Source organism: Burkholderia sp. BCC1999 (assembly GCF_905339975.1).
Classification (GTDB): domain Bacteria; phylum Pseudomonadota; class Gammaproteobacteria; order Burkholderiales; family Burkholderiaceae; genus Burkholderia.
The window spans coordinates 219977-243990 of record NZ_CAJPHP010000008.1; the positions used below are offsets into that span (position 1 = coordinate 219977).

Genomic DNA, 24014 nt, shown 5'->3' on the forward strand with positions numbered 1-24014 from the left:
GAACGTTTCGATTGAATTCATGATGTCTTCGCATCCCCAATCGCCCACGCAGGGCAATGGCCAGGCCGACGAGTGCGTGACACTCGTCGCCACCGCGTCGCTGCCTACGCGCTACGGTACGTTCAAGTCATACGCGTTTCGCGTATCGGGCAGCGATGCCGAACATCTTGCGCTCGTGATGGGCGACGTGGCCGGCGAGCAGTCCGTGCTGACGCGGCTGCATTCCGAATGCCTGACCGGCGACGTGTTCGGCTCGTATCGCTGCGATTGCGGCGAGCAGCTCGACCTCGCGTTGCGCTACATCGCGGCGGAAGATCGCGGCGTGCTGCTGTATCTGCGCGGCCACGAAGGGCGCGGGATCGGCCTGAGCAACAAGATCCGCGCGTACGCGCTGCAGGAGCAGGGGCGCGACACCGTCGAAGCGAACCTCGACCTCGGCCTGCCCGACGACGCCCGCGAATACGATTCGGCCGCCGCGATCCTTCGGATCCTCGGCGTGACGTCGGTGCGGCTGATGAGCAACAACCCCGAGAAGTTCGACACGCTCGCTAAGCACGGCATTCCGGTTTGCGAGCGCGTGGCGCTCGCGGTGCCCGTGCGCGAGGAAAACGAGCGTTATATCCGCACGAAGCAGACGAAGTTCGGGCATTACTTCGAAGAAAATGAATAGTAGAAATTTCGGATTTGTCCGAGGTGGTCTGAAATGATCCGCTAGCGTCTTTAAGTCTTTGAATATTAGTGAAAATTAAAGGCTTCTCTTCGTCTTCGTCGCCGCATCAACGCTTACCTCCGCTTGGCTAAACTTGCCGCGACGGCGTAGGTTTCTGTGACGTTGTGCACGAAACCTACGCCGCGTATGCTTCTCTCAGGAAAAACCTACGCCGAGGGAAGAATGCACTTTGATGCACGCGTCGCGGCCAAGCTGCCGAGCGGCGAGCACATGACGTTTGAGGGATTTCCGGGCCTTCGCCTTCAGGCTTCGATGAGCCGCAAGTCGTGGACGTATCGTTACAAGTCGCCGGTCGACGGCCGCATGCGGCAGGTGAAGCTTGGTGAGTGGCCGGCGATGGCATTTGCTGCAGCGATCTCCGCGTGGGAAAAAAGTCGCGTCGAGCGCGATTCCGGTGCTGAGCTTTCCGCACTGCGTCGAAAGAATGAAGCGGCGACTGCTCGTCCGTCACCAATTACCTACACCGTCAAGGAGCTGTGCCGCGACTATCTGGAAGGGTATGTAGAAGTAAATCGGAAAACAAAGGGAGCGATCGAGGTCGCGCGTATGTTCAAGGCGATGTTGGGGCCTATTGCGAATGCGAGCGCGGCGACCATCACACGCGCCCAAGCGTTCGATTTCCTCGATTCATATCGGTCGACGCCTATGCTCGCGGCGCGCCTTCGCATGGAGCTTGGTGGCGCCTGGAATTATGCGCTTGATGCTGGGCGTCTTCCGGAAGACACTGCGAATTGGTGGAAGGATGTTCTAAGAGGGCGATTAAAGAGCAAAGGGCGCAAGGTCGAAGGGAAATACACCGGGACACAGAAACGAGTGCTTTCGGTAGATGAACTGGGCACATTGATCAGGTGGTTGCCGAATTTCAGTTTGACTGTTGCTGATGCGTTGACGCTCTACCTTTGGACCGGTACGAGGGGCGGCGAGATCGTCGCCATGGAAAGCGCCGAGGTGGCGGCGGAAACTGACGGTCTCTGGTGGACTATCCCGAAACACAAGACCAAAGGGCTGCATAACGAGAGGGCAACGGATCTGCGCGTGCCGCTCATAGGTCGTGCTGAGGTTGTTGTGCGGCGGCGCCTCGATCAGGTCAAGGGAACCTTTCTGTTTCCGTCGTCGCGCGGAACGTCAATGGACCAGACTGTGGTCCAGCACGGCGTCTATTATCATCAACCATATTGCAAGATCGCTCCTAAGCATGAACGGCCGCGCTTGCCTGTCACACATTGGTCAGCCCACGATCTTCGTCGCACAACCCGGACGTTGCTTGCAATGTTGGGATGTCCCAATGATATTGCCGAGGCGGTGCTCGGCCATGTACAACCTGGAATCATTGGCGTCTATAACCGGCACACCTATGACAGGGAGCGGCGCGAGTGGCTCACGCAGTTGTCGCTTCGCTTGGAATCGATCGCTGTGACATATCCCTCGAAGAAGTAGGCCAGCGATACCGATTGCAGTGGCTGGTGTCCGGCGGAGGAGAGAGATCAGCGATCTAGCATTTGGATCGCGCCCTGATTTCGTGCGTGAGTTACCCGTCTCCGCGGCGTGAACCATGCGGGGCTTCGGGGGCTGGTTTTCACCAGCATGTTTCTGGACGCTCGCTTCAGATAGTAACCTCCCTGAGCAGCTATCTCAGCGACAGCGCGACAAGCAAGGTGCGATACGTTATTCATCCCCGATATGCCACGCGAATAGGATTTCCGTCGTACCTTAAACAAAAAGGATCAACGCCAAGGAGCAGGGCTGCAAGGAATTTCGGCTCAGCCTCTTTTGGCAGAGGACTACAGCGGAATTTCAAGGAAATCCATCGTACCAATGGACGTACCGCCAAACGGAAATTTATTGCTGTGAGTGTGTTTGCCGCGCTTGACGTCACCCATTAAATTCGGAAGTGTGTGGTCAATCGTAAGCATGAAGGGTTTGCCGTACCCTCTCGATTCTCCTGTTGCTGATGTTGACAATGCCTCCGCACAGACAGGGAATCAACAGCAACAGCCGAAAGGTGGAGTCGCAATGAAGATCTATTTTTCTCTGAAAGAAGTGGCAGAGGCACTCTCACTATCACCGGCAACGGTACAGAAGCTAGTACGCGAGAAAACTTTCCCAGCACCGCGGCTGCTATCGGGCCGGAGGGTAGGATGGCTCGCACATGAGGTTCAGACGTGGGCTGATGCTCGTCCGGTTGCCGACCTGCTGCCGCCAGAGAATACGGGCGCTAAGAAGCGGCAAGTCGCCCAAGACGATCGGGTGGCTTTGTAAGTCTTCCTGTTTTCGGCGCCATGGCTGTAAAGGTCGCGAACCCGTGATCGAAAGCAAACTGGCTCCGCAGAGCGTTGGTCGCTGCTCATGCTGACCGTCAGGGATACGCCGCTCTTGGCGATTGCTCGATATCTTAGGCGGCGACAAGGATGAAGGTGAAGGGTGACCATCGGTTTGACTAGCAGCGAGAACGCCATCATCACTGTGGCCGCGCTGCGCCGCGAGGCTGCGTGACGGCTGCTGCACTGTGTCGTCGGGCGGATGATGTATGGCGAACCTTTCCCATTGGACTTGAGGGAAAGGTTCCGCGTGTTCCACGCGTCCGCCATCTGAACTGGCCAAGGAGTAAACCACTTCAACAGCCTCTGCTGAAACCTACTTGAATCGACCGTACAAGTTCAGAGATCCAAAACGAGTTTAGGGCTTCGGGATCGTGAGCAGCACGGTGTGAACTGGTCTGCGCGGGCTTGTTCCTCGGCAGTAAGAAACATGTCGCGGTGGTCGGGCGTGCCGTCCAGGATGTGCGTGAGACAAGCGCCACAGACCCCCTGTTCGCAGGACGTGGGGACGCTGATGCCATGAGCGGAAAGCGCTGCGATCACTGTCTGCTCGGCTGCGACTCGGATGACCTGACCTGTCGACGCGATTTCCACGTCGAAGCTGCGGTCTCCGCTCGTATCTCTGGGTGCGGCCGCAAAATATTCGCGGTGCAGGCGTTCTTCCGGCCAACCCGCAGTTCTTGCACTCTCGAGTGTCCAGTCCATGAACCCTGCAGGGCCGCAGACATAGAGATGTGCGCTGGAGCGGCCCCGTTCGAGCAGGGCCGTCAGGTCGAGTTTCTGGGACGGTGGGCCGTCGTCGTAATGAAGTTGCACGGCCGCCGCGAACCGGGAGGTGAGGAGTCTTGTGGTGAATGCCGTGCAATCGTCTGAACGCGCGCAGTAGTGCAGTTCGAACGATCTGCCCAGACTCGCCAAATGCTCGGCCATGCACAGTAGTGGTGTGATGCCGATGCCGCCCGCAAGCAGCACGCTGTGCTGTGCGTCGCATATCAGCGGGAAATGGTTTTTCGGCTCGCTGATATCAATGACTTTTCCCACTTCAAGTGCGTGCATCGCGACGGAGCCTCCACGCGAATTCGCGTCACGGAGCACGGCAATCTGGTAGCGGTGGGATTCTGCGGGGCTGTTGCAGAGCGAGTATTGCCGCACCAGCCCAGCTGGCAGATGGACATCGATATGCGCGCCAGCAGAAAACGAGGGAAGCCTGTCGCCATCGAGGGCTACCAGCTCGAAGCTGAAGATGTCGCGGGCTTCAATCACCTTGGCGGCGATGCGCACAGGGCGGGTTACTGCGTCCATATCAAAAACTCCTGATCTGTTTTGGCCGGCACATCCCGAACGGGGCTGGGTTGGGTCTCCAGTGCGAAACTAAGCCTCCCGAGAGTTCGCATGGCCGAAAGTTCACGTTGACGGATGTGGTTTTGTCCCTGCATATGAAGATCGAGACGTATCGTATTTAAAAAGATACCGATACAGCCTATCGCCGTCAACGGGATTTACCCCGGCATCGATGATGCTAACTCGCGCGACACTCAACACATGTGCGCAATCCACATATGGCGGTGAGATAGTCAAGTGCGGGCAAGGCCGGAGGGTAGTGTTGTCCGGGCAAACCCGATTGCGCGCGGTGTGAGCTTGAACTAAAGTAAAACGATACGAATCGTTTAGTAATGGTCGGCGTTGGCCAACAACGCGTAGCTGGGGTGGTGGAATGATGCACGTCAGCATGAGGCCCTTATCGGCGGGGTGGTTACCGATGCGGGATCGGAATAAGACACAAGTCGTCCAGACAAGGAGTGAGAGATCGTGGCAATTGTGAATATTGCGGAAAGTATCGCGGAAGCCCGCAACTATCCCTACAACTGCTGGTGGGTCGCAGCATTCAGCGATGAAGTGGGTCGTACACTGCTGGGCCGCTGGTTGCTCGATACACCCGTGGTGCTTTTCCGGCAGGAGGACGGCACAGTTGCCGCGCTCGAAGACCGGTGTCCGCACCGCCAGGCGCCCCTGTCGATCGGACGTCTTCGCGGCGATACCGTTGAGTGCGGATATCACGGATTCTGCTTTGATGCCGCAGGGCACTGTGTGCGTGTGCCGTCCGCCGACGCGGCGCCCGCGTTTTCGGTGAGGCGCTATCCGGTGAAAGAGGTTGGCCCGTTCGTGTGGATCTGGATGGGCGAACCCTCGATGATCGACGCGGCTCCGCCGGCACCCGAGTTGCACTGGATGACGGACCCTACCTTCGCCACCCACTCCGGCCAAATTGAAATATCGGCCAACTACATGCTGCTCAAGGAAAACGTGCTGGATTTGACGCACTTCGGCTATGTACACGCGTCGACGTTCCAGATCGAGGACTGGACCAGTCCCCCCGAGGTGAGCGGGAACGGCGACACCGTTGAATACCGTCAGCGCTTCGTGAACAAGCCGCTTGCGCCTGGTTACGCGATGTCACTTGGCGTACCGCCGGGTACGCCGTGGCATCGCGAGCACCGCGGCTCGTTCCTGTCACCGGCGCTGCAGGAGGGTTGTGTGGACTTCGAGGATCCGTCGCATCCTGAGCACGGGCCGAGCCGGTTTCGAGTGGCGCACGCGACCACGCCGATTGACCAGACCCACATGCTGTACTTCTGGGTAATCGGCCGCGATTTCGCGACTGGGGCGGAAGCGATGGACCATCTGGTTGGGGCGATCCGTACCGGGTTCGACGAGGACCGCGTCGTGCTGGAGGCCATTCAGGCGCAGGCGGGTCGTCGTCCTCGCCGTGTGAGTGCTGGCGAGCGTAGCGTCAAGGCCGATGCGGCGGGCATTCAAGCGCGCCGCATTGTGGCGCGGTGGATGGAGCGCGACGGCTAGCGAACATTTCCGTCGCACTATCTGCGCGAGCGCCACTTGCTCATGAACCATATGACGGCGGTGCGCGGACACCGTTGACAGTGGCACACACATAGCCGGAGGAGACAACAACATGGATTATCTGCTCAACACGTGGTACATGGCTGGTTGGGATAGTGAGCTCGAGAAGGGAGGGCTTCTGGCGAGAAAACTGCTCGATCAGCCGATTGTGATGTTCCGTGATGCCGCAAACGTGGCTCACGCCCTGCAAGACCGCTGCTCGCACAGATTCGCGCCATTGTCCTGTGGTCGACTTCTGGCCGATAAAGGCGCAGTGCAATGTGGTTACCACGGACTGGAGTTCAATGGGGCCGGGCAGTGTGTACGCAATCCTCACGGCGATGGCAGAATCCCGGCTGCCGCGGCAGTACGTTCTTATCCTCTCGTCGAGCGGTACAGTGTGCTGTGGATCTGGATGGGAGATCCGGAGCGGGCCGACCCGTCTAGCATTCCGGAATTCTCGTGCATGGATCCTGAGCACTGGTATGTCGGCAAGGCATACCTTCGGCCGCGGGCGAATTACCGGCTCGAAGTCGACAATATTCTTGATCTTTCACACATCGAATTTCTGCATCCTGATTCGCTAGGCAGCGAGTCGGTCAAGCATGCACAAACCGAGGTGCGCCAGGAAGGCGCGGATGTGTGGTCGCTGCGCTTTATCCAAAACGAAGTGCTGCCCGATGCGGCCTGCGACCAGTTCGGTGTTCCGCGCGGCCTGCATGTCGACCGCTGGCTCGATGTCAGGTGGAGTGCACCGTCTAACCTGCTGCTGTTAGGCGGTGCAACACCTACCGGACGACCACGAAGCGAGGCCGTCGGGCTCAATTTCAATAATCCCCACCTATTCACGCCGGAGACCCAGAGCACATCGCACTATTGGTTCTCGATGTGTATGCCGAAAGACGGGGACCCACAAGCCGAGCAAATCGCCGCGAACGTCGTCGAATCATTTGCGAGCACGTTCGACCGGGAGGACACGCCGATGCTCGAGAAGCAGCAGGAGTCCATCGGAGCGCAAGATTTCTGGTCGCTCAAGCCGGTACTGCTGGTTGGCGATGCGGCCGGTGTTCGCGTCCGGCGCTTGCTGGATAACCTGATCCGGTCCGAACTGGCTCAACAACAACTATAGGCAGCGAACTAAAACCTGGACAGCGTCTGGCAGACCTGCCGCGCAAGCATCGGCACATAGGCAACTCGGGGCTTATTTGTTTCTCCCATTTCGGCGGGAGCGAAATGAAGAGAAACGGAGTTGTCGCATGGACGGCAGGTGCACTGTTGACGATCGAGGAAGTCGACCTTGAAGCTCCGTGCGAAGGCGATGTGCCGATCGAGGTCAGGGCGACGGGCATCTACCGCATTGATCGCGGCACGCTGAAGGGCCCATACCTGGACGTGATGAAGAAGGGTGATTCGGCCCGCTCGGTCGAACTGCATTGAGAAGAGGCAAATAATGCTCGAACTGATCGAGGAGCACGCATGCCACGGCGGCGTGCAGCGCATCTATCGTCACGAGTCGTTCGAGATCGGGTTGTCGATGCGTTTTTCGGTATATCTACCGCCACAGGCGCGCGCGGTGCCGGGACTATTTTTTCTCGCCGGCCCGACCTGTACGAAGGAGAAGTTCGCGATCAAGGCGGAGGCACAGCATTATGCGGCTCGATACGGCGTCGCACTGATTTCTCCCGACACGAGCCCGTGTGGCGCTAACTTCCCAGGTGAAGCAGAGGCGTGGGACTTTGGCATCGGGGCGGGATTTTACGTCGACGCGACGATTGAGCCGTGGTCGAAGCACTGGCGCATGTATTCATACGTGCGTGATGAGTTACGTCAGGCCGCCACGTCGAGCTTGCCCATCGATGGTGCTCGGCTCGGTATTTTCGGGCACTCAATGGGTGGGCATGGCGCGCTCGTGCTTGCGTTGCGAAACTGGGATCTTTATCAATCGATGTCGGCGTTTGCGCCGATTGCCGCACCAACGCTATGTCCGTGGGGAGAAGAGGCCTTTAGTGGCTACCTTGGCGATGATCGTGAGGCATGGAAGCAGTACGACGCGAGTGAGCTTGTTGTGCGGGCGGCTCGCAAGTTTGAAGAAGGGATCCTCGTCGATCAGGGTATGGCCGACCAGTTCCTCGCTAGACAGTTGAATCCTGATGTATTCGAACAGGCATGTCGTGGGGCAGGGCAGCCGCTGACGCTACGCCGTCACGAAAACTACGATCACGGGTTCTACTTCATCCAGAGCTTCATCAAGGATCACATCGAGCACCACGCCCGCCTACTGCTTCCACCTCGCTGAACGCAAGTTAGAAAAGAGCTGGGTTGGACGATTTGGAGCTCGACAATCTCGCGCATTGCGGTGATGCAGAGGCAGTGGCCGGAGATGTCTGGTTGTAAGAGGCCAGTTCAAAAAGGCCGCTCAGATCGGCTGAAGATGTTCCAGCAGACGAGTGAGCAGGCTAGTTTGAGGAATGCTTCGTGAATGTCAGGTCGGCGTTCGAAGCGAATGCGAAGACGACGGAAACCATGGAGCCACGAATGAGTCCGTTCGACGACCCAACGGAATTTGCCGAGGCCGCTGCCGTGTTCGGTGCGGCGCCTGGCGATGACCGGTCTGATGCCGCGCTCGCGAAGTCGGCGGCGATGCGAGTCGGAATCGTAGCCACGGTCGGCGTAGATGACCTTGGGCTTGCGAAGCGGTCGGCCGCGAGTGCCGCGAATCGGCGGGATCGCGTCGACCAGCGGAAGCAGTTGCGTGACATCGTTGCGGTTCGCGCCAGTCAGGATCGCGCTGACAGGAACGCCGTTCGCGTCTACGAGGACGTGGTGTTTGGACCCTGGTCGTGCGCGATCGGTGGGGTTTGGCCCAGTTTTTGGCCTGCCCCAACGGCTCGCACTGACGATGAATCGACAGCCGCATATGAGAAATCGAGCTGGCCCGATTCGCGCAGCTTGTCGAGCAGCAGTCCGTGCAGCTTGTCCCACACCCCGGCCTGCTGCCAGTCGTGCAACCGACGCCAGCAAGTCGCTCCCGAGCCGAAACCCAAGCCGGTCGGCAGATGGTTCCATCGCATCCCTGTCTTCAGCACGAGCAGGATGCCATTGAGTGCTGCACGGTCCGAGACGGGCAGACGCCCAGGGTATCGCTTGCGTCGCGGCTTGGGCGGTGGAAGTAGTGGTTCGATCAGTGCCCACAGCTCGTCATCGATGATAGGTGCCGGCATTCCTTGATCCGTTGTTCAGGCATCCAAGGTTAACCGTTTCGTCGGAAAGTAAACAGCCCTTCCGGGCTCTTTTTGAACTGGCCTCTAATAGTTGTTTGCAATGTGTACGTATGGCGTAGGTATAAATCAGATATTTCGATATCCGAATTATATTTTAGATCGTAAGGAAGACATCAAGGAGACGTGTATGTATCGGCGGTGTGTTGTCAAGGCGACGACTGTGTTGGCGTCGGGCCTGTTGTTCTCGGTGGTAGCCAGCGCACAAAGCAGCGTGACCTTATACGGAATTGCGGATGCGGGTCTTCTGTATTTGAGCAAAACGCAGAATGCCAATGGTGGTAACGGGGGTAAATTCGTTGGCTTTCAGAACAGCGGAATTGCGCCGTCGATCTTCGGTCTGAGGGGCACCGAGGACCTTGGTGGCGGTCTCAAGGCTGAGTTCGTGCTCGAGAGTGGCATCGATATCAGCAATGGTGGTTTCAATAATTCGAACGGCAACCTCTTTGGTCGTCAAGCCTACGTCGGATTAAAGGGGAACTTCGGTGAAGTCAAGGCGGGGCTCCAGTTTTCCCCATTTTTCCTGTCGATCTGGTCGCTCGATCCACGCGGCTTTTCCGAATTCGGCAGCAGCATTGCCATTCAAGCCAATAACGTGAGTGCTACAGGCGCGTTCAATTCGAATGCCATTTCCTATACCAGCCCGGTGATCGGAGGGTTGAAAGGCAGCGTGATGTTCGCGCTTGGCGGCGTGCCCGGTAACTTTCAATCTGGTCGCCAGTATTCCGCGAGCCTGAACTATGAGTGGAATGGATTGACGCTTAACGCCGCCTTCTATGACGGAAACCCCGGTGGCGCGGCCGTTACCGTACCGCCAACCAATATCGGATTTGTGGGGCGTCTGCTCGCTGCAGCCTACAAGTTCGGTCCCGTTACGGCCAAGGCGACATTCACGAGTTACAAAGTAGCAGGTGGGCCAACCAATAACGTGTTTGGCGGCGGCTTAGATTATTTCGCATTGCCTCAACTCGATCTGAACGGCGGGGTCTGGTATGTGACTAATCGCAACGATAGCTCGAGCCACTCGCTGATGGGTGCCCTGGGTGCTACATATTTCATGTCGAAGTCAACCGGACTGTATGCTCAGGTCGGCATCGTGAACAACCATGGTAAGGCGAATCTCGGCTTGACCCCCGCTGTCGGTTTGACTTCACTGCTTGCCCCTACGGGGACCACAACCGGTGCGACCATCGGGATTATGCATCTGTTCTGATCGCGTCGGCCAGTGGTCGGACATCTCTCGCTTTGGGGTGGCCGGCCATTGGTGTGTGAAGTGCTTGACTGTCGGGAATCAAGATCCGTCGTCGATGTCCGGATAGCCGTCGAACGTTTGTTTGACGAGTCGGCGTAGCCAGATATTCGCGGGATCGTCATGAAATCGCCGGTGCCAATGCTGACGAAGTGCGAAGGGTGGTAAGGGCACGGGTGGCGGCATGATTCTGACGGTGCCTAATTTGGCGAAGACGTTTCCCAGTTCGAGTGGAACCGTGGCAATCAGGTCTGGCTGCGCGTGGATCAGGTGCGGCACCACGAGGAAGTGCGGTGTGGTCAGAAACACATTCCGTTTGATGCCGTATTCCTCGAACGCACTATCGTAGGCGGCGCTCGCGCGGCCCGTTAGCGACACAACGATCTGCGGTGCGCGCTCGAATTGCGCGCGGCTGATCGTTCTGCCAATGGCCTTGTTGTGCACGCTGACCATCGTGACGAACGTGTGCAGAAACAGTTGCTGCTGATACAGGCCGTCAGGCGCGGCATGCACGGAGCCGAGCGCGAGATCGGCGTCGCCCGCGGCAAGCGTGGCCTCGATGTCCTCCAGCGGTACCTGCACCGAGCGCACCGAACAGTGGGGCGCGACCTCCCGCAGGCGCCGCACGAGCGGCGGCAGGAAGACGAGCTCCCCCATGTCCGTCATGCATATCACGAACATGCGGCGCGCCGTCGCGGGATCGAAGCTCGCCTGCGAGAGAACCCGCTCCCTTAATGCCGTCATCACTTCGGTGATCGTCGCGCCCAGTTGCGCGGCCTTTTGCGTAGGCTCCATGCCTGCGGGCGTCTTGACGAACAGCGGATCCTCGAAAAACGTCCTCAGACGATTGAGCGCATGGCTCATGGCGCCCTGGGACAGGCCGACTTCCGCCGCCGCGCGCGTGACACTTCGCTCGCGAAGCATCGCATCGAACAGCACCAACAGATTCAGATCGAGATCACGTATATGCGCGGCATGCATAGGTTGAATTAATTCCATTAGATTGCTGCATCACGGATCGGATTCTATCGTTATGGCGCGACGTGCGACAGCATGCCCTACAACAAACTGGAGACGAGCGATGTTCATCCGCAATACATGGTACGTAGCTGCTTGGTCGCATGAAGTGGAAGGCGACAAGCTGTTTTCCCGCACCATCATCAATACACCGGTGATGCTCTACCGCAAGGAGTCCGGCGAGGTGATCGCGCTCGCGGATCGCTGCTGCCATCGTGGCGCGCCGTTGTCGCACGGCCGACGCGAAGGCGACTGCGTGCGGTGCATGTATCACGGACTGAAATTCGACAGTCAGGGCGCATGTGTCGAGGCGCCGGCGCAGGAGCGAATCCCGCCGCACGCGAAGGTGAGGCAGTTTCCGCTGGTGGAGCGGCACCGCTGGATCTGGATCTGGATGGGAGAGCCCGAACTGGCCGATCCGTCCGCGATTCCCGACACGCACTGGGTCGACGATCCACAGTGGCGTTCGCTGCCCGGCTACATCCACTACGACGTCAACTATCTGTTGATCTGCGATAACCTGCTGGACTTTTCGCATCTGCCCTATGTCCATCCCACGACGCTGGGCGGTGGAGAGGATTACGCGACGGTGCGGCCGAAAGTGGAGCGGATCAAGGACGGCGTGCGCATTACGCGCTGGACGCTGAACACCGAGCCGCCGCCGTTCGTGAAAGCGGTGCGTGACTGGCCGGGCAAGGTCGATCGCTGGAACATTTACGACTTCACGATTCCCGCGATCCTTCGCATGGATTCGGGCATGGCGCCCGTGGGGACCGGTGCGCCGGAGGGGACCCGCGTGGACGCGGCGGAATTCCACGGTTGCCAGGCGCTGACGCCGGAGACGGGGGGCTCGACACACTACTTCTTCGCGCATCCGCACAATTTCTCGCTCGACAAGCCGGAGGTGACGCGGTCGATCCATCAGTCGGTGGTGGACGCCTTCGATGAGGATCGCGAAATGATCAGTGCGCAGCACCGCAATCTTGAGCTCGATCCCGGCTTCAAGATGATGCCCTTCGGCATCGATGCCGCGCTCTCGCAGTTCCGCTGGGCCGTGAATCAGCGACTCGAAGAAGAGCGCGCGGCCGCTGAGCAAAAGAGCGAGACGACGGCGTAACGGGCCGCGCGCACGGTGGCTCCGGCGAGTGATCGTGCCGGAGCCACTGGAGCTCCCGGAAACGGCGGGCCGGCAAAGGGTTCTTGCGATGCGCATCCAGGACGGGCCGGCGCCAGGAGGTGCGTCATCCGGGCGGAACGATTCGCGTCGCAGACGGGCAAATTACGCCGCCCCTCGAAGCGCGTACTAGCGCAAGCCGAACAACCGGGTTCTCACCGAGCGAAGATGTTCGCGCATCAATTGCTCCGCGCGTGTCGGATTGTGCGTGCGGATCGCATCGACGAGCTGTCGGTGTTCGTCGTCGGTATCGTGCCGAGGGCCCGTCTGCGAAGAGAACACCTCTTCCATGCGTGCGTCCAGATTGAGGCGCACCTGCACCCGCATCGTGTCGTACACCAGCAGCAGCAGCGCGTTGTGCGTCGATTGCGCGATGAGGCGATGCAGGTGCTCGTCCAGACGTTTCCACGGCATAAACGGCGTCGTTTCGGCCATGTCGGCGAGGCACTGCGTCATCGCCGCGACGTCGGCGGCCGTCGCGTGCACGGCTGCCTGCGCGGCGAGCTGCGGCTCGAGCACGAGCCGCGCATCCATGATGTCGTCGACGCTGATGGACGAGGACCAGGTCTCGTCGTCGGGCGTGACCTGCTTCGGGCCGACGAAAGTGCCCTTGCCGACATGTCGCCAGATGACGCCTTCGTCCTCGAGCCTTTTCAGCACCGTGCGCAGCCTTCCGCGCGAAACGCCCAATGCCTCGCTGAGCTTCGGTTCCGGGGGCAGGCGCAGGTCGCCGCTCGTGGCGACGTGGCCCTCGATGTACTCACGCAGCCGCAGCACATCGTCATCGATCAGGTTCGTTTGTACAGACATATTCTCGGCCGCCCCGCGCGGGAAGGCTCTTTGGTCAGGTGATGGCTATTGATTCGTGCATGGTCCGCATCCCCGTTCCTGCCAATCGGCAGGCGGTGGAACGAGGTTCATGTCAGCGGATTGGTGCGTGATTGAACGCATCAATCGACGACTCATTATGCCTGATTGGCCTTCAAGCCGCTATTGAGCTCCGGGTATACGCGAAAATGGCGAATCAATTATAAAAATGATGCATCGCAATCGTTGCATTGATGTTTTCTCGCGGTTAGCATGGCGTCAAGATGAATAGCTCGGTGTAACCGGGCTGGAGACTCCGCATGTTGAACTTCCTGCTGCCGTTCCTACGTAACGCCGCTGTCGTCGAGCCGGACTCGGTGGCACGCCAGGCATGGTCATTCGAAGCCGCACATACCCACGTCGGCTTCTCGGTCTGTCATCTCGGGCTGACGCGTACGCCGGGGATATTCAGGCGCTTCGATGCGCGATTGGCGTTCGACGACGCGTGCATCGAGGCATCGCGGGTGTCGTTCGAAATCGATGCCGCGTCCATCGACACGGCGTTCGACCTGCGTGACGAACACTTGCGCGGCGCTGACTGGCTGTACGTTGACGCACATCCGAAGGTCGTCTTCGTCTCCCGTTCGGTGCGGCTGCTCGACGGTTGCCAGTACGCGATCGACGGCGACCTCACGATCCGTGGCGTCACGCTGCCGGCCCTATTCGACGCGACGCTGATCGATCGCGCGGTGAATCCGTGGACGCGACATCCCGTGGTCGGATTCGAGGCGACGGCGAACATCAGTCGCAGTGCTTACGGCATGGATGCGATTCCTCACGCGCTGTCCGACAACGTACAGCTGACGATCGCGACAGAAATCACACGGGAGATGTGATCCGGACGCCACGGAGCGCTCGCATCACATGCAGCGACTCCGCGACCCGGTACCCGTTCATCGCTCTCGAGCCTGTCGCACATCGATAGTCTGCTGCGCGGCCGGCCGAGCCCTTCAAGTCAACTTCCGGTTCTGCATATGACCATTTCTTCGTTTGCACCCGTGTTCGTGTCCAGCGAGGCCGCGCGCGCCGTTTTCGTCTGGAAGGACGCGATCCATGCCCTTCAGGCGGCCTACGCCCAATCCATTCCGCCCAAGAGCACGCCGCCGCGAACGGTCGCAGTCGCCGGCAAGACGTGGCTGCGCACACTGCCGGCCGTTCCCGTGGGGAGCCGCTACTACGGGGCCAAGGTCATGGGGATGGCGATGGGTTCGGCTGTGCCCGGTGTCGAATACGTGATCGTGCTGTTCGACCAGGAAACGAGCCGCATCGCGGCGTTCGTCGATGGCAACCTCGTCACGGGTTTTCGCACGGCAGCCACTTCCGCTGCGGCGCTCGACCGACTTGCGCCTGCGAAATCCGCCCGTTTGGCGGTACTGGGCAGCGGCCTCGAAGCGTCGATGCACACCCGCGCGATTGCCGCGGTGCGGGATTTGACCGAGGTCGTCGTGTTCAGCCCGACGCCAGAACGCCGGGCCGCCTTCGCGGAAGCCGTGACACGCGACCTCGGCGTGCCCGCGCGCGGCGTGGCATCCGCGCAGGAAGCGGTCGAAGCGGCCGACCTGGTGCTGGCCGCGGCCCGCTCGCGGGATGAGCAGCCGATCCTGTTTGGCGACTGGTTGCAGCCTGGCGCGACCGTTGTCTCCATTGGCTCGACGATTCCCGAGCAGCGCGAGATTGACGTGTCGGTCGTTGCGCGAAGCGACATCATCGTGTGCGACATGCTGGAGGAAGTGCTGGAGGAGACCGGCGACATGCTCGCCGCGCACAAGGCGGGCATCGCGTTTCACGACAAGTCGTTCAGTCTCGCGGAGTTGCTCGCGGGCGCGCTCGACGACCGTCTGAAGGATGTGCGGACCCGAATGTACAAGTCGGTCGGCGGCGGCCTGCAGGACATCGTGGTTGCCGGGCTGATCCTCGACAAGGCGATCGAGGCGGGACTTGCCACGACGTTGCCGATCGAATTCGAAACCAAGCGCTAGGCGCGTGCCTGACGCGACACCGGATACCCCGCAGACTACAAGGAGCACTGCATGGCCCGCTACACCAAAAAGGAAGCACGCGAATGGGCGCGTGAGCATCTCGTTGGCGTTGCCAACGTGACCCTCCCGACGATGACGTCGGACTTCAAGCGCATCAACGAAAAGGCCGTACGCCACGATGTTGAGCTGGCGATCCAGCACGGCTTCGTCGGTTCGCTGTCATGTTCGGAAGTCGCCATCACGCTGGAACAGTACGGCGAGTTCTGCGACATCATGGCCGACCAGGCATCCGGCCGCCTCGTGGTCGTCCATCATGCGGTGTTCAACACGCTTGAGGACAACATCGAGGCGATTCGCCGGGTAGAGGCGGCGGGTGCCGACCTTGTGCTGCTCGGTTACCCGCCGTACTTCTATCCGAAGTCTTACGACGAAGTGTTCGAGTACACGCGGAAGATCTGCGAGGCCACCAACCTCGGCGTGATCATTTTTCCGCTGCCGGCGTGGGGTTTCTCGCGCCTGCATCCGGCCGACATCCCGGTGCCGGTGCTGCGCCGCGTGGTGGACGAAATCCCCAACGTCGTCGCAATCAAGGCCGAAGGTGGGTATCCGAACTTCATGTCCGCCATTGAGGTCCATCGCGAGTTCCACAAGGAGGTGGTGATCTCGTCGCCGCTCGAGCACGAGTTCGTGCCGCTTGCGCAGGTGATGGACATCCCGTTCTGCGGCACCAACTACACGGCCTATTACGGTCCCGTCATGCCGCAAATCTTCAAGCTGATCAGGGAGGGGGCATTCGACGCGGCCACCCAGCTTTGGTACAAGATCGATCCGGCACGCAAGGCGTTCGCTGGCCTGCCGATGGCGCCGAATGGCCTGCTCAACCGTATGGCGTGGAAATACCAAGGGTGGCTGCAAGGGTACAACGGCGGGCCGCTGCCGCACCCGACGCAGCGCATCTATCAGCGGGACATGGCATCGCTGCGCAAGGGCCAGGAGGTGGCCGGCCTGAACCCGACGAGCGACCCGGACGAAGCGTTCTTCGTCGGCCGCAACCCTGCGTAAAGGAGGCTTCATGAACGAACCTGTCAAGCTTCCGCTGAAAGACGCCGGCCTGCTGCGCCAGGCGATGCTGATCGACGGCGAATGGGTGCAGGCCGACAGCGGCCAGACCCTGGAGGTGCGCAATCCTGCGACCGGCGAATTGGTCGCGCGCGTGCCGAACGGCGGCGCGGCCGAGACGCGGCGAGCCATTGCCGCGGCCGAACGCGCGATGAACGGTTGGCGCAAGACGCTCGCGAAGGAACGCGCGAAGCTGCTGCGTACCCTGTACGACCTGATGCTGGCCAACGTCGACGACCTCGCGCTCATTATGACGGCCGAACAGGGCAAGCCGCTGGTCGAATCGCGCGGCGAGATCCTGTATGCCGCAGGCTTCATCGAGTGGTTCTCGGAAGAAGCGAAGCGCGTGTACGGCGACATCATTCCGCAGAACGTCGATGGCCGGCGGATCCTCGCCCAGAAGGCACCGATCGGCGTTTTTGCGGCGATCACGCCGTGGAATTTCCCGTCGGCCATGATTACGCGCAAGGCAGGCCCCGGCTGGGCCGTCGGCTGCGCTGGCGTGATCAAGCCGGCCAGCCAGACGCCGCTTTCCGCGCTGGCGCTGGCTGTGCTGGCGGAGCGCGCCGGCTTGCCGCGGGGCGTGTGCAACGTCGTCACCGGCTCGGCTCGCGCGATCGGCGGCGAGCTGACGTCGAACCCGGTGGTCCGCAAGGTCTCGTTCACGGGTTCGACCGAGGTCGGGGCGCAACTGCTGGCGCAATGCGCGCCGACCATCAAGAAGACGAGCATGGAGCTCGGCGGGAATGCGCCGCTGATCGTTTTCGACGATGCCGACCTCGATGCCGCGGTGAAGGGGGCCCTTGCCGCGAAGTATCGCAATGCCGGCCAGGCCTGTGTCGCGGCGAACCGGATCCTCGTGCAAGCCGGCGTGTACGATGCGTTCGCCGCGAAGCTCGCTGCCGCGTCCGCGGAACTGACGGTTGGCAACGGCATGGAGGCGGGCGTGGTCCAGGGGCCCCTCATCAATGAGGAAGCCGTCCGAAAGGTCGAAGAGCATATCTGCGATGCGCTGTCGAAGGGGGCCCGCGTGCTGGCGGGCGGCAAGCGTCACGCGCTGGGCGGATTCTTCTTCGAGCCGACCGTGCTGGCCAACGTTCCGACGAACGCGTTAATTTTCCGTGACGAGACCTTCGGCCCGATTGCGCCGCTGTTCCGGTTCGAAACCGAAGAAGAGGCAATTGCGCTCGCCAACGACACGCCGTTCGGCCTGGCATCGTATGTGTTCGCGCGCGATGTGGGCCGGATCTTCCGCGTGGTCGATCAACTCGAATTCGGCATGGTGGGGGTCAATGAAGGGCTGATCTCGACCGAGGTGGCGCCGTTCGGTGGTGTCAAGGCGTCCGGACTGGGGCGCGAGGGGTCGAAGTATGGGGTCGACGACTACCTCGAGATCAAGTACGTGGCGCTGGGTGGCCTTTGAGCGAAGCGCCCGGTGCCTGTGGTGCGCCGCCGTCGTCACGGCGTTGGCGGCGATACGGTTTCGGTTGCTGAACGGCGCCTCGCCACGCCGTCGATTGAGCCCTCGACATTGACCATCCCGGCAAAGAACGAGGCGGCCGTCGCTCAGCGACGGCCGCCTCGTTCCATTACGACCTGTTTCCGTCGCAGCCGCGAATTAAGGTACGAGCTGTCTTATAATTGGGCGATACCGTTCGCGGCATACGTCAACACGGGACGCCAATGAAGACAAATACCCAGCTTTCCGTTCCTGCACCGGCCGTTGAGCGCGGTGTGGGCAGACCACGCAGCGAGGAAACCCGCACACAGATTCTAGCGGCGACGGTCCGTCTGCTCCAGAACAACACCATTCAGTCGATTTCCATTGAAGCGATCGCCAGGGAAGCGGGCGTTGGAAAGGCGACCATCTACCGCTGGTGGGACTCCAAGGCACTGGTCGTGATCGATGCGTTCATGGAGCATCACATCGTCAAGACACCGATGCCGCATGATCTGCCGCCCGGTGAAGCGATTGCAGCGCATCTGATGTCGCTGATTCGCGAGTATTCGGGATGGTCTGGCTGGATCGTCGCACAGATCATCGCGGAAGGGCAGGCCGATCCCGCCGTCCTGCGCGAGTTCCGCGAGCGGTTCCACTACGGGCGTCGAGCGCTTGTGAGGGAAATGCTCGATGCATGGCGCAGTTCGTCGCGTATTCCGGTGCCGCCCAATATCGAGACCCTAGCCGAGCTTTTGTATGCGCCGGTCTACATGCGTCTGCTGGTCGGCAACGGCCCTCTCGACGAGCATTTCGCGCGCGAGCACATCAGCTATGTCTACACGTTGCTTGGCGTCGAAGTGCCGAAAATCTTCAAAGTAGGCGCGCGCGATAAAAAGCCAAAACCTGCCACGAAGAAAGCGCCGGCTGCCACGCGTCGAGCCTGAAAACCACGGTTCACCGGCATTGGTCGGGCATCCTGGGTTGACGATCTGCATTGCGATGTTCAAGCACATCGGAAAGTGGAACTGGCGACCACAGTGTCGTCTAGAATGATTTCCTAGGCCCTGCCCACTTACTCCGCAAGTCGCAGGGGGGCAAGTAACCCTTCGTATTCAAGCTCGTCCAGTTGACGATCTCGCTGGGACTGGCAGTGCACGCGCACGCCTCACAGATGGCGGCCGTCGAGACGCTGGTTATGGTTTTGTGAATCAGAGGTAGACGAAACCCGCAGTTCGTGGTCCGTCAGATCGGCGACACGTGGCTGACCGCGTCACCATTTTCCGTTGCCGCGGCTGGAGCGTCGTTCGCTATTGTCGCAACTTGTTCCGAAATGATGTTCGTTCCAACCTACACCCTCCTGATGTTCCTGGCTTTGCGCATCCGCGCTCACGCGCAGCCGGCGAAGCGACGACGCGACCGCCGCCGTGGTCATGGCATAGGCGCACCGGTCGGCCAGATGGTCGTCAACAACAGCATCGACGACATCGCGTTGCCAGCGGTTTTGATGGGGCCATCGGTGAATGACGGCACGTCACCGATTAACGTCGAGATTGTGGTCGCGGTCACCGCAACTGGCACGAGATACCTAGCGATACTCAGTGATCTCGATGGCGTGACCAGCATGCCGGTGCGGTTTTGGCGATGACCTTGACCGCGTACGCAATCGCGGAGCTGGCTGTGATCACCGTGGCTGACGACAGTCCTCGGATCGTTCGGCGTGCACTTGAGAGCACCTACTGCATTAAAGTTGCCAAAAGCTTCCGCGCTGCAAAAACTGCGCGGCGCTTGCATTGCTTCTTGTCTGTTCCATCAAGCCCCAACAGCACGCGCAGAATGTCGGTGCCGATGAGGTCGTTCAGGAAATCCGCCACCAGCACCCGCCGTGTGGATTGCGACACTGCACTGAATTCCGTGCGCTGCGCAAGGAAATCGCCAAGATTGTCTTGCCACACGCCGACGAATCCCTTGTAGGCGGCGTCCCCGAGTTGTGGGAACCTGCCCGTCTCGACCATGACAATGCGCAATAGTGCAACGGTTTGTGGACGGGTGAGCTTGTCTTGAAACTGCTCACCGACTTGAGTTAGGACGTCTTGGAGGGGCAGATCCATCAGCTTTTCGTGATCCGCCTGCTTGTGCTCTTCGGAATAGTCGCAGGCGTTCACGATGACCGCCGCGAACAGATCCTCCTTGCGCTTGGCATGGCGATACAGCGTCATGATCGAGACACCAGCTGCCGAGGCAATGCCTTCCATGCTTGTGCCTTCATAGCCGCAACGCAAAAACGTGTCGTGAGCTGCGGCCAGAATGGCTGCGCGCTTGGCCGCCATGAGTTTGGCCTTGGGATGATCGTCGGACCACGACTTCATAGGTACTTGACCTCTAGGTTTATTCGATAATATAGTCTATCGTATCGTTTGAGCGATAACGAAACCTATCGTACTGCACGGAGCGGCTGCGCGTCTATGTCCGCTCCTGTCTGTGTCGTTGGGACCTTGGTTCTCCGCAAGGTGAAGTTCCGAACACTACGAGTTGGGCGTGCCGCGTTCAGCTCTCCGACTTTCATTTCTTCAAGGAAAGCTGCTATGTCATCCGAGTCAATCATCCGCGAAGGTAAAAGGCCGAATTCTGTCCTCAGCATTTCTCTCTGGGTTGCTCAGTGGCTGATTTTTGTGGCCTTCGTCGTTTTTGGTGGAATGAAACTTTTCATGCCGATCGATCATCTGGCAGCCATGTGGGGTTGGCCTGGTCAAGTGCCGCCGGCCTTCTTGCGGTTCATGGGCTTGATCGACGCGGCGGGCGGCATCGGCGTGCTATTGCCGGCCTTGACGCGTATCCGGCCGCGACTGACGGTTTGGGCGGCGCTGGGATGTGTCGTGCTACAAATTTCAGCAATCGTCTTCCATGTTTCGCGTGGCGAAGCAGTTGTCACTCCGCTGAACCTCGCGTTGCTGGCGCTTTGCGCTTTCATTCTGTGGGGACGTACGCGAAAGGCCCCGATCGCATCTCGCTACTGAGAAGTCTCTTCCGCGTGACATGCTTAGAGTCCGTGTCTCAGGTGATTCCTGAGGGCCTCGATATTCAAGAAGATCCGTCCAATGAGTTGCACTGTTGCCATCAAGACAGCCCCGTCGGTCCGTGCTACGGCACGACTTCCTATCTTCCTGGCTGATGGCCGAGAAGCACTAGTGATGTACCACAGCTTCGATGGCCTCGTTGACGGGAAGGAGCATTTTCGGTTTTGGAAATATTGCCGAGACGCCTCTTGTACGTATGCATTCCGAGTGCATGACAGGGGACGTGTTGGGATCAATGCGATGTGACTGTGGCCCACAGCTTCAAGAATCGCTGCGCTTGTTCCACGACGAGGGGGCATTTTGCTTTATATGTGTCAGGAGGGGCGGGGTATGGGTTTGTACAAAAAGTTCGATGCCTACCGTCTACAGGAACAGGGATACGGCATCGGGCCGGGGCTTGGCACGGTTTTGCGCGCCTGTGGCGTCGATCCATCGCAGTCTAGAAGCGAGCTCCGGTGAGTTTCTGGCCATTCAACGGGCTATTCGTCAACGGCCGCCTCGGCTAAGTACGTCCGAGGCGGGGTGCTCCTAGATTCATGTCAGCAGATTAAGTGCTGAATTTTTCCTCGGCATCAATTTGGGCTGCAAGGATTCGGCGGGCGCGCACGGCAGGTCCATCACCTGGGAGTAATACGGGTTTCAGGCTCATCAGATCGGTCGTACCCATCAATGCTTGGCATTTGATGAGCATTGCCTCGTCTTCGTTGCGAAATACATGATCAATTCCTGCTTTCAACTCCTGGTCAATTGCAGGATCCTCTCCTTTTCGGTTGCGTGCTTGGCACCAAAAGTAATGGGTATGAGTATCGCTGGCCGGTGTAAGCAAGTGGGCCATCGGGATACGAGCGCCATCTTCGCGGCGCCCATCCATAGCCGAGATGCCCGCCTGTAGCAGCAGGTTCGACGGTGCGCTCCAACGCATGTCAAAATAGCCCTCGATAACATCAGGGGCGTCTTCCCAAAGCAACTTGAACAGGGGGGTTGTGACTGTGTTCAGATTTCGGTGCATTGACCAGATAGTGTTTCCATCTTGTCTGAGTTCGCGTTCCTCGCGAAACCCCTCGGGTTGAGGGCCTTGCGCTGACAGGAATGGATGGAGGTAGGGGACGTGACTCAAGTCCAGAAGATTATCGGTCAGCATTTCATAATGCGTGGGGACCTCCAGATGACCACGAATGTGACCCCAGCCTTGCTGTTTCGACGATTCGCTGAAATCCGGTATTTGCGCTTCATCCGCAAAATCTGGGTTGCCCATCCAGATCCACAGCGCCTCGTAGCGTTCCACAAGGGGATAGTGTGGGACCTTTGCTGCTTTCGGGATTGCCCCGTCACCGTGCGGGTTCAGTACGCACTCACCGCTTGGGCCAAAGGTAAGGCCGTGGTAGGGACATGCAACGTTGTCGCCCTTTTTGCAACCAGAGCTCAACGGTGCAAAGCGATGCGGGCAGCGGTTACCAATTGCGACCGCTGAGCCATCCTCCTTCCGGTATAGCAGTACGGACTCGTTCAAAATGGTGCGATCAATAAGATCGGTCTGACCGAGGTCAGCACCCCATCCGGCGCAGTACCAAGTATTCCGAAGAAATTTCATTTTTCGTCTCCTGTAGGATATTGGCGATAAAACTACACTGCTGTCATGAGTGCCCCCTTGCTGTCGAAAGGGCCCATGTCGAATATCGGAAGGGGGGGCGAGCCGGTTCGTGGCAAGGCAAGTGGCGTGTCCCAAGGTGAAACGTACCCAAAAAGGTTGTTGAGTTGTCGACAGTCCGAGATTGGTCTTTGGGAGGCTAAGACGAAAGAACGGCGTAGTCGACCTTGCTGAACGTCTGTAAAGCTTGACTAGTTAGCCAAGGAGTTAGACGGGGGCATGTCGACACATGCCATGCTCGAATGGAACTTTTTTGCACGGACGAAAAGCATGATCCGAATATGCACGCCCCTCCAGTATCGGTTCAACGCCCCCCAAGCTTGTTCGCTCGATTTCCAGGCATCAACTTTTTCCATGTATTTCAGATTATTTAGAAAAGTCCATGGAGGTCGAAGATCTCTTTCGCGAATCCGCTAGGATTCTCGAGCGCTGAAAAATGTCCGCCGGGGAGCATAGTCACGGACGCGCCGGGAATCAGCTCAGCCATTCTGGAAGCTGAATCTTGGGGAACAGCCAGATCCTCGACCGACCCGACAATTTTGGTCTTGCACGTGATTTCTCCAAGCCTGGTGTGGATGTCCAAATCCCGAAGAACAGTTAGGCCTGCGGCGTAACCGGTCGACGACGTTCGGAGAAATGTGCGGATCGTGCTGTGGAACGAAGCGCCGGCTTTCTCTCGGAATGATTCGGAGAACATTCGCTGTTTCATCCCATTAACCAACTCCTTCGTTCCTTTCGTCTTAACGATGGCAATTCCTTCGTTCCACTGGTCATAGCTGAGTGGAAGCCTGGCCGCGGTGTTTGCTACCAGAAGTCGTTGCAGTCGGCGTTCACCACGCGACGCGATTTCCAGTCCAGTAAGACCACCGAGCGAGATCCCACAAAAGGAGAATTCGTCGACCTCAATCGCGCTAAGCAGGGACAATGCATCGTCTGCCAAACGTCGCAGTGTGTATTGTTCGTCCACAACATCGGTGGCGCCATGTCCGTGCAGATCGTAACGAATCACTCGGAATTGACCGAGAAGCATCGGGACAAGAGAGTCCCAAATCCCGTGGTCAGTGCCAACCGGGTGCGCCAAGACGAGTACAGGGAGTGCTGGATCCCCTTCGTCGCGGTAAAAGGAAGTAAGACCTGCAGTACTAATTCTCGGCATCATGTTCTCCTGGATGAATTTCCGCAATGCTGATAGGCAAAGAACAAACCACTGACCCTTGAGGCA

23 protein-coding genes and 1 pseudogene are annotated in these 24014 nt (G+C 59.3%); 17 read left to right on the top strand and 7 right to left on the bottom strand.

Going from position 1 to position 24014, the window contains the following annotated elements:
• The first annotated feature begins 19 nt into the window (after window positions 1–19).
• The 3 genes from ribA to U5809_RS13950 all read left to right on the top strand — a co-directional run bounded on the left by ribA (window position 20) and on the right by U5809_RS13950 (window position 2989).
• Entirely contained in the window at window positions 20–670 is a 651-nt protein-coding gene (gene ribA, locus U5809_RS13940) for a GTP cyclohydrolase II (RefSeq protein ID WP_282509022.1), read from the top strand.
• A gap of 222 nt (window positions 671–892) precedes the next feature.
• Complete coding sequence (locus U5809_RS13945) at window positions 893–2167, top strand: tyrosine-type recombinase/integrase (protein ID WP_322087006.1); 1275 nt, start codon at window positions 893–895, stop codon at window positions 2165–2167.
• 576 nt (window positions 2168–2743) lie between these two features.
• Window positions 2744–2989, top strand: a complete 246-nt coding sequence (locus U5809_RS13950) for a helix-turn-helix transcriptional regulator (protein ID WP_322086936.1) — start codon at window positions 2744–2746, stop codon at window positions 2987–2989.
• Between the two features lie 398 nt (window positions 2990–3387).
• On the opposite strand, the gene U5809_RS13955 is transcribed toward U5809_RS13950, so the two are convergent.
• Window positions 3388–4350, bottom strand: coding sequence for a PDR/VanB family oxidoreductase (locus U5809_RS13955; RefSeq protein ID WP_322086937.1), 963 nt, complete (start codon window positions 4348–4350; stop codon window positions 3388–3390).
• Window positions 4351–4857: 507 nt separating this feature from the next.
• Between U5809_RS13955 and U5809_RS13960 the strand changes: the two genes are divergently transcribed.
• The 4 genes from U5809_RS13960 (at window position 4858) to fghA (ending at window position 8242) form a co-directional block, all read left to right on the top strand.
• Window positions 4858–5907, top strand: a complete 1050-nt coding sequence (locus U5809_RS13960; RefSeq protein ID WP_322086938.1) for an aromatic ring-hydroxylating dioxygenase subunit alpha — start codon at window positions 4858–4860, stop codon at window positions 5905–5907.
• 112 nt (window positions 5908–6019) lie between these two features.
• Entirely contained in the window at window positions 6020–7075 is a 1056-nt protein-coding gene (locus tag U5809_RS13965) for an aromatic ring-hydroxylating dioxygenase subunit alpha (RefSeq protein ID WP_322086939.1), read from the top strand.
• A gap of 146 nt (window positions 7076–7221) precedes the next feature.
• Window positions 7222–7383, top strand: coding sequence for a zinc-binding alcohol dehydrogenase (locus U5809_RS13970; RefSeq protein ID WP_322086940.1), 162 nt, complete (start codon window positions 7222–7224; stop codon window positions 7381–7383).
• A gap of 13 nt (window positions 7384–7396) precedes the next feature.
• A complete protein-coding gene (gene fghA, locus U5809_RS13975; RefSeq protein WP_322086941.1) occupies window positions 7397–8242 on the top strand; it encodes an S-formylglutathione hydrolase in 846 nt (281 codons plus the stop codon).
• A gap of 107 nt (window positions 8243–8349) precedes the next feature.
• Here the strand turns inward: fghA and U5809_RS13980 are convergent.
• A protein-coding gene (locus U5809_RS13980; RefSeq protein ID WP_322086942.1) for an IS5 family transposase occupies window positions 8350–9167 on the bottom strand; the annotation gives its coding sequence in 2 pieces (ribosomal slippage) (window positions 8350–8837 and window positions 8837–9167; 819 coding nt in all).
• A 187-nt stretch (window positions 9168–9354) separates the two neighbouring features.
• Between U5809_RS13980 and U5809_RS13985 the strand changes: the two genes are divergently transcribed.
• Entirely contained in the window at window positions 9355–10437 is a 1083-nt protein-coding gene (locus U5809_RS13985) for a porin (protein WP_322086943.1), read from the top strand.
• 78 nt (window positions 10438–10515) lie between these two features.
• Here the strand turns inward: U5809_RS13985 and U5809_RS13990 are convergent, their stop codons facing one another.
• Window positions 10516–11472, bottom strand: a complete 957-nt coding sequence (locus U5809_RS13990; RefSeq protein ID WP_322086944.1) for a LysR family transcriptional regulator — start codon at window positions 11470–11472, stop codon at window positions 10516–10518.
• Between the two features lie 82 nt (window positions 11473–11554).
• On the opposite strand from U5809_RS13990, the gene U5809_RS13995 reads away from it, so the two are divergent.
• Entirely contained in the window at window positions 11555–12607 is a 1053-nt protein-coding gene (locus U5809_RS13995; RefSeq protein WP_322086945.1) for an aromatic ring-hydroxylating dioxygenase subunit alpha, read from the top strand.
• A 186-nt stretch (window positions 12608–12793) separates the two neighbouring features.
• Here U5809_RS13995 and U5809_RS14000 read toward each other — a convergent pair whose 3' ends face one another.
• Window positions 12794–13441: a FadR/GntR family transcriptional regulator gene (locus U5809_RS14000; protein ID WP_322086946.1), complete on the bottom strand. Its 648-nt coding sequence runs from the start codon at window positions 13439–13441 to the stop codon at window positions 12794–12796.
• 350 nt (window positions 13442–13791) lie between these two features.
• Here U5809_RS14000 and U5809_RS14005 point away from each other — a divergent pair, with 350 nt between their 5' ends.
• The 6 genes from U5809_RS14005 to U5809_RS14030 all read left to right on the top strand — a co-directional run bounded on the left by U5809_RS14005 (window position 13792) and on the right by U5809_RS14030 (window position 19715).
• A complete protein-coding gene (locus tag U5809_RS14005) occupies window positions 13792–14367 on the top strand; it encodes a YceI family protein (RefSeq protein WP_322086947.1) in 576 nt (191 codons plus the stop codon).
• 138 nt (window positions 14368–14505) lie between these two features.
• Window positions 14506–15510: an ornithine cyclodeaminase family protein gene (locus U5809_RS14010; protein WP_322086948.1), complete on the top strand. Its 1005-nt coding sequence runs from the start codon at window positions 14506–14508 to the stop codon at window positions 15508–15510.
• A gap of 51 nt (window positions 15511–15561) precedes the next feature.
• On the top strand, window positions 15562–16572 hold the full coding sequence (locus U5809_RS14015; RefSeq protein ID WP_322086949.1) for a dihydrodipicolinate synthase family protein: 1011 nt from the start codon (window positions 15562–15564) through the stop codon (window positions 16570–16572).
• 10 nt (window positions 16573–16582) lie between these two features.
• Window positions 16583–18052: an NAD-dependent succinate-semialdehyde dehydrogenase gene (locus U5809_RS14020; protein WP_322086950.1), complete on the top strand. Its 1470-nt coding sequence runs from the start codon at window positions 16583–16585 to the stop codon at window positions 18050–18052.
• A 260-nt stretch (window positions 18053–18312) separates the two neighbouring features.
• Window positions 18313–19014, top strand: a complete 702-nt coding sequence (locus U5809_RS14025; protein WP_322086951.1) for a TetR/AcrR family transcriptional regulator — start codon at window positions 18313–18315, stop codon at window positions 19012–19014.
• Between the two features lie 290 nt (window positions 19015–19304).
• On the top strand, window positions 19305–19715 hold the full coding sequence (locus U5809_RS14030; protein WP_322086952.1) for a hypothetical protein: 411 nt from the start codon (window positions 19305–19307) through the stop codon (window positions 19713–19715).
• An 88-nt stretch (window positions 19716–19803) separates the two neighbouring features.
• On the opposite strand, the gene U5809_RS14035 is transcribed toward U5809_RS14030, so the two are convergent.
• Window positions 19804–20436 carry a TetR/AcrR family transcriptional regulator gene (locus tag U5809_RS14035; protein ID WP_322086953.1) on the bottom strand — a complete coding sequence of 211 codons (633 nt, stop codon included), beginning with the start codon at window positions 20434–20436 and terminating at the stop codon, window positions 19804–19806.
• Between the two features lie 216 nt (window positions 20437–20652).
• Here U5809_RS14035 and U5809_RS14040 point away from each other — a divergent pair, with 216 nt between their 5' ends.
• Window positions 20653–21084: a DoxX family protein gene (locus U5809_RS14040; RefSeq protein ID WP_322086954.1), complete on the top strand. Its 432-nt coding sequence runs from the start codon at window positions 20653–20655 to the stop codon at window positions 21082–21084.
• A 190-nt stretch (window positions 21085–21274) separates the two neighbouring features.
• A pseudogene (locus U5809_RS14045) lies at window positions 21275–21549 on the top strand (hypothetical protein); the annotation flags it as partial.
• Window positions 21550–21691: 142 nt separating this feature from the next.
• Here U5809_RS14045 and U5809_RS14050 read toward each other — a convergent pair.
• Window positions 21692–22735: an aromatic ring-hydroxylating dioxygenase subunit alpha gene (locus tag U5809_RS14050; RefSeq protein ID WP_322086955.1), complete on the bottom strand. Its 1044-nt coding sequence runs from the start codon at window positions 22733–22735 to the stop codon at window positions 21692–21694.
• A 427-nt stretch (window positions 22736–23162) separates the two neighbouring features.
• Window positions 23163–23951, bottom strand: a complete 789-nt coding sequence (locus tag U5809_RS14055) for an alpha/beta fold hydrolase (RefSeq protein ID WP_322086956.1) — start codon at window positions 23949–23951, stop codon at window positions 23163–23165.
• Window positions 23952–24014: the final 63 nt, after the last annotated feature.

Coding starts and splice junctions, on each gene's coding strand:
- ribA (WP_282509022.1), top strand. CDS start 20: ATGATGTCTTCGCATCCCCAATCGCCCACGCAGGGCAATGGCCAGGCC.
- U5809_RS13945 (WP_322087006.1), top strand. CDS start 893: ATGCACTTTGATGCACGCGTCGCGGCCAAGCTGCCGAGCGGCGAGCAC.
- U5809_RS13950 (WP_322086936.1), top strand. CDS start 2,744: ATGAAGATCTATTTTTCTCTGAAAGAAGTGGCAGAGGCACTCTCACTA.
- U5809_RS13955 (WP_322086937.1), bottom strand. CDS start 4,350: ATGGACGCAGTAACCCGCCCTGTGCGCATCGCCGCCAAGGTGATTGAA.
- U5809_RS13965 (WP_322086939.1), top strand. CDS start 6,020: ATGGATTATCTGCTCAACACGTGGTACATGGCTGGTTGGGATAGTGAG.
- fghA (WP_322086941.1), top strand. CDS start 7,397: ATGCTCGAACTGATCGAGGAGCACGCATGCCACGGCGGCGTGCAGCGC.
- U5809_RS13985 (WP_322086943.1), top strand. CDS start 9,355: ATGTATCGGCGGTGTGTTGTCAAGGCGACGACTGTGTTGGCGTCGGGC.
- U5809_RS13990 (WP_322086944.1), bottom strand. CDS start 11,472: ATGGAATTAATTCAACCTATGCATGCCGCGCATATACGTGATCTCGAT.
- U5809_RS13995 (WP_322086945.1), top strand. CDS start 11,555: ATGTTCATCCGCAATACATGGTACGTAGCTGCTTGGTCGCATGAAGTG.
- U5809_RS14005 (WP_322086947.1), top strand. CDS start 13,792: ATGTTGAACTTCCTGCTGCCGTTCCTACGTAACGCCGCTGTCGTCGAG.
- U5809_RS14010 (WP_322086948.1), top strand. CDS start 14,506: ATGACCATTTCTTCGTTTGCACCCGTGTTCGTGTCCAGCGAGGCCGCG.
- U5809_RS14015 (WP_322086949.1), top strand. CDS start 15,562: ATGGCCCGCTACACCAAAAAGGAAGCACGCGAATGGGCGCGTGAGCAT.
- U5809_RS14020 (WP_322086950.1), top strand. CDS start 16,583: ATGAACGAACCTGTCAAGCTTCCGCTGAAAGACGCCGGCCTGCTGCGC.
- U5809_RS14025 (WP_322086951.1), top strand. CDS start 18,313: ATGAAGACAAATACCCAGCTTTCCGTTCCTGCACCGGCCGTTGAGCGC.
- U5809_RS14035 (WP_322086953.1), bottom strand. CDS start 20,436: ATGAAGTCGTGGTCCGACGATCATCCCAAGGCCAAACTCATGGCGGCC.
- U5809_RS14040 (WP_322086954.1), top strand. CDS start 20,653: ATGTCATCCGAGTCAATCATCCGCGAAGGTAAAAGGCCGAATTCTGTC.
- U5809_RS14050 (WP_322086955.1), bottom strand. CDS start 22,735: ATGAAATTTCTTCGGAATACTTGGTACTGCGCCGGATGGGGTGCTGAC.
- U5809_RS14055 (WP_322086956.1), bottom strand. CDS start 23,951: ATGATGCCGAGAATTAGTACTGCAGGTCTTACTTCCTTTTACCGCGAC.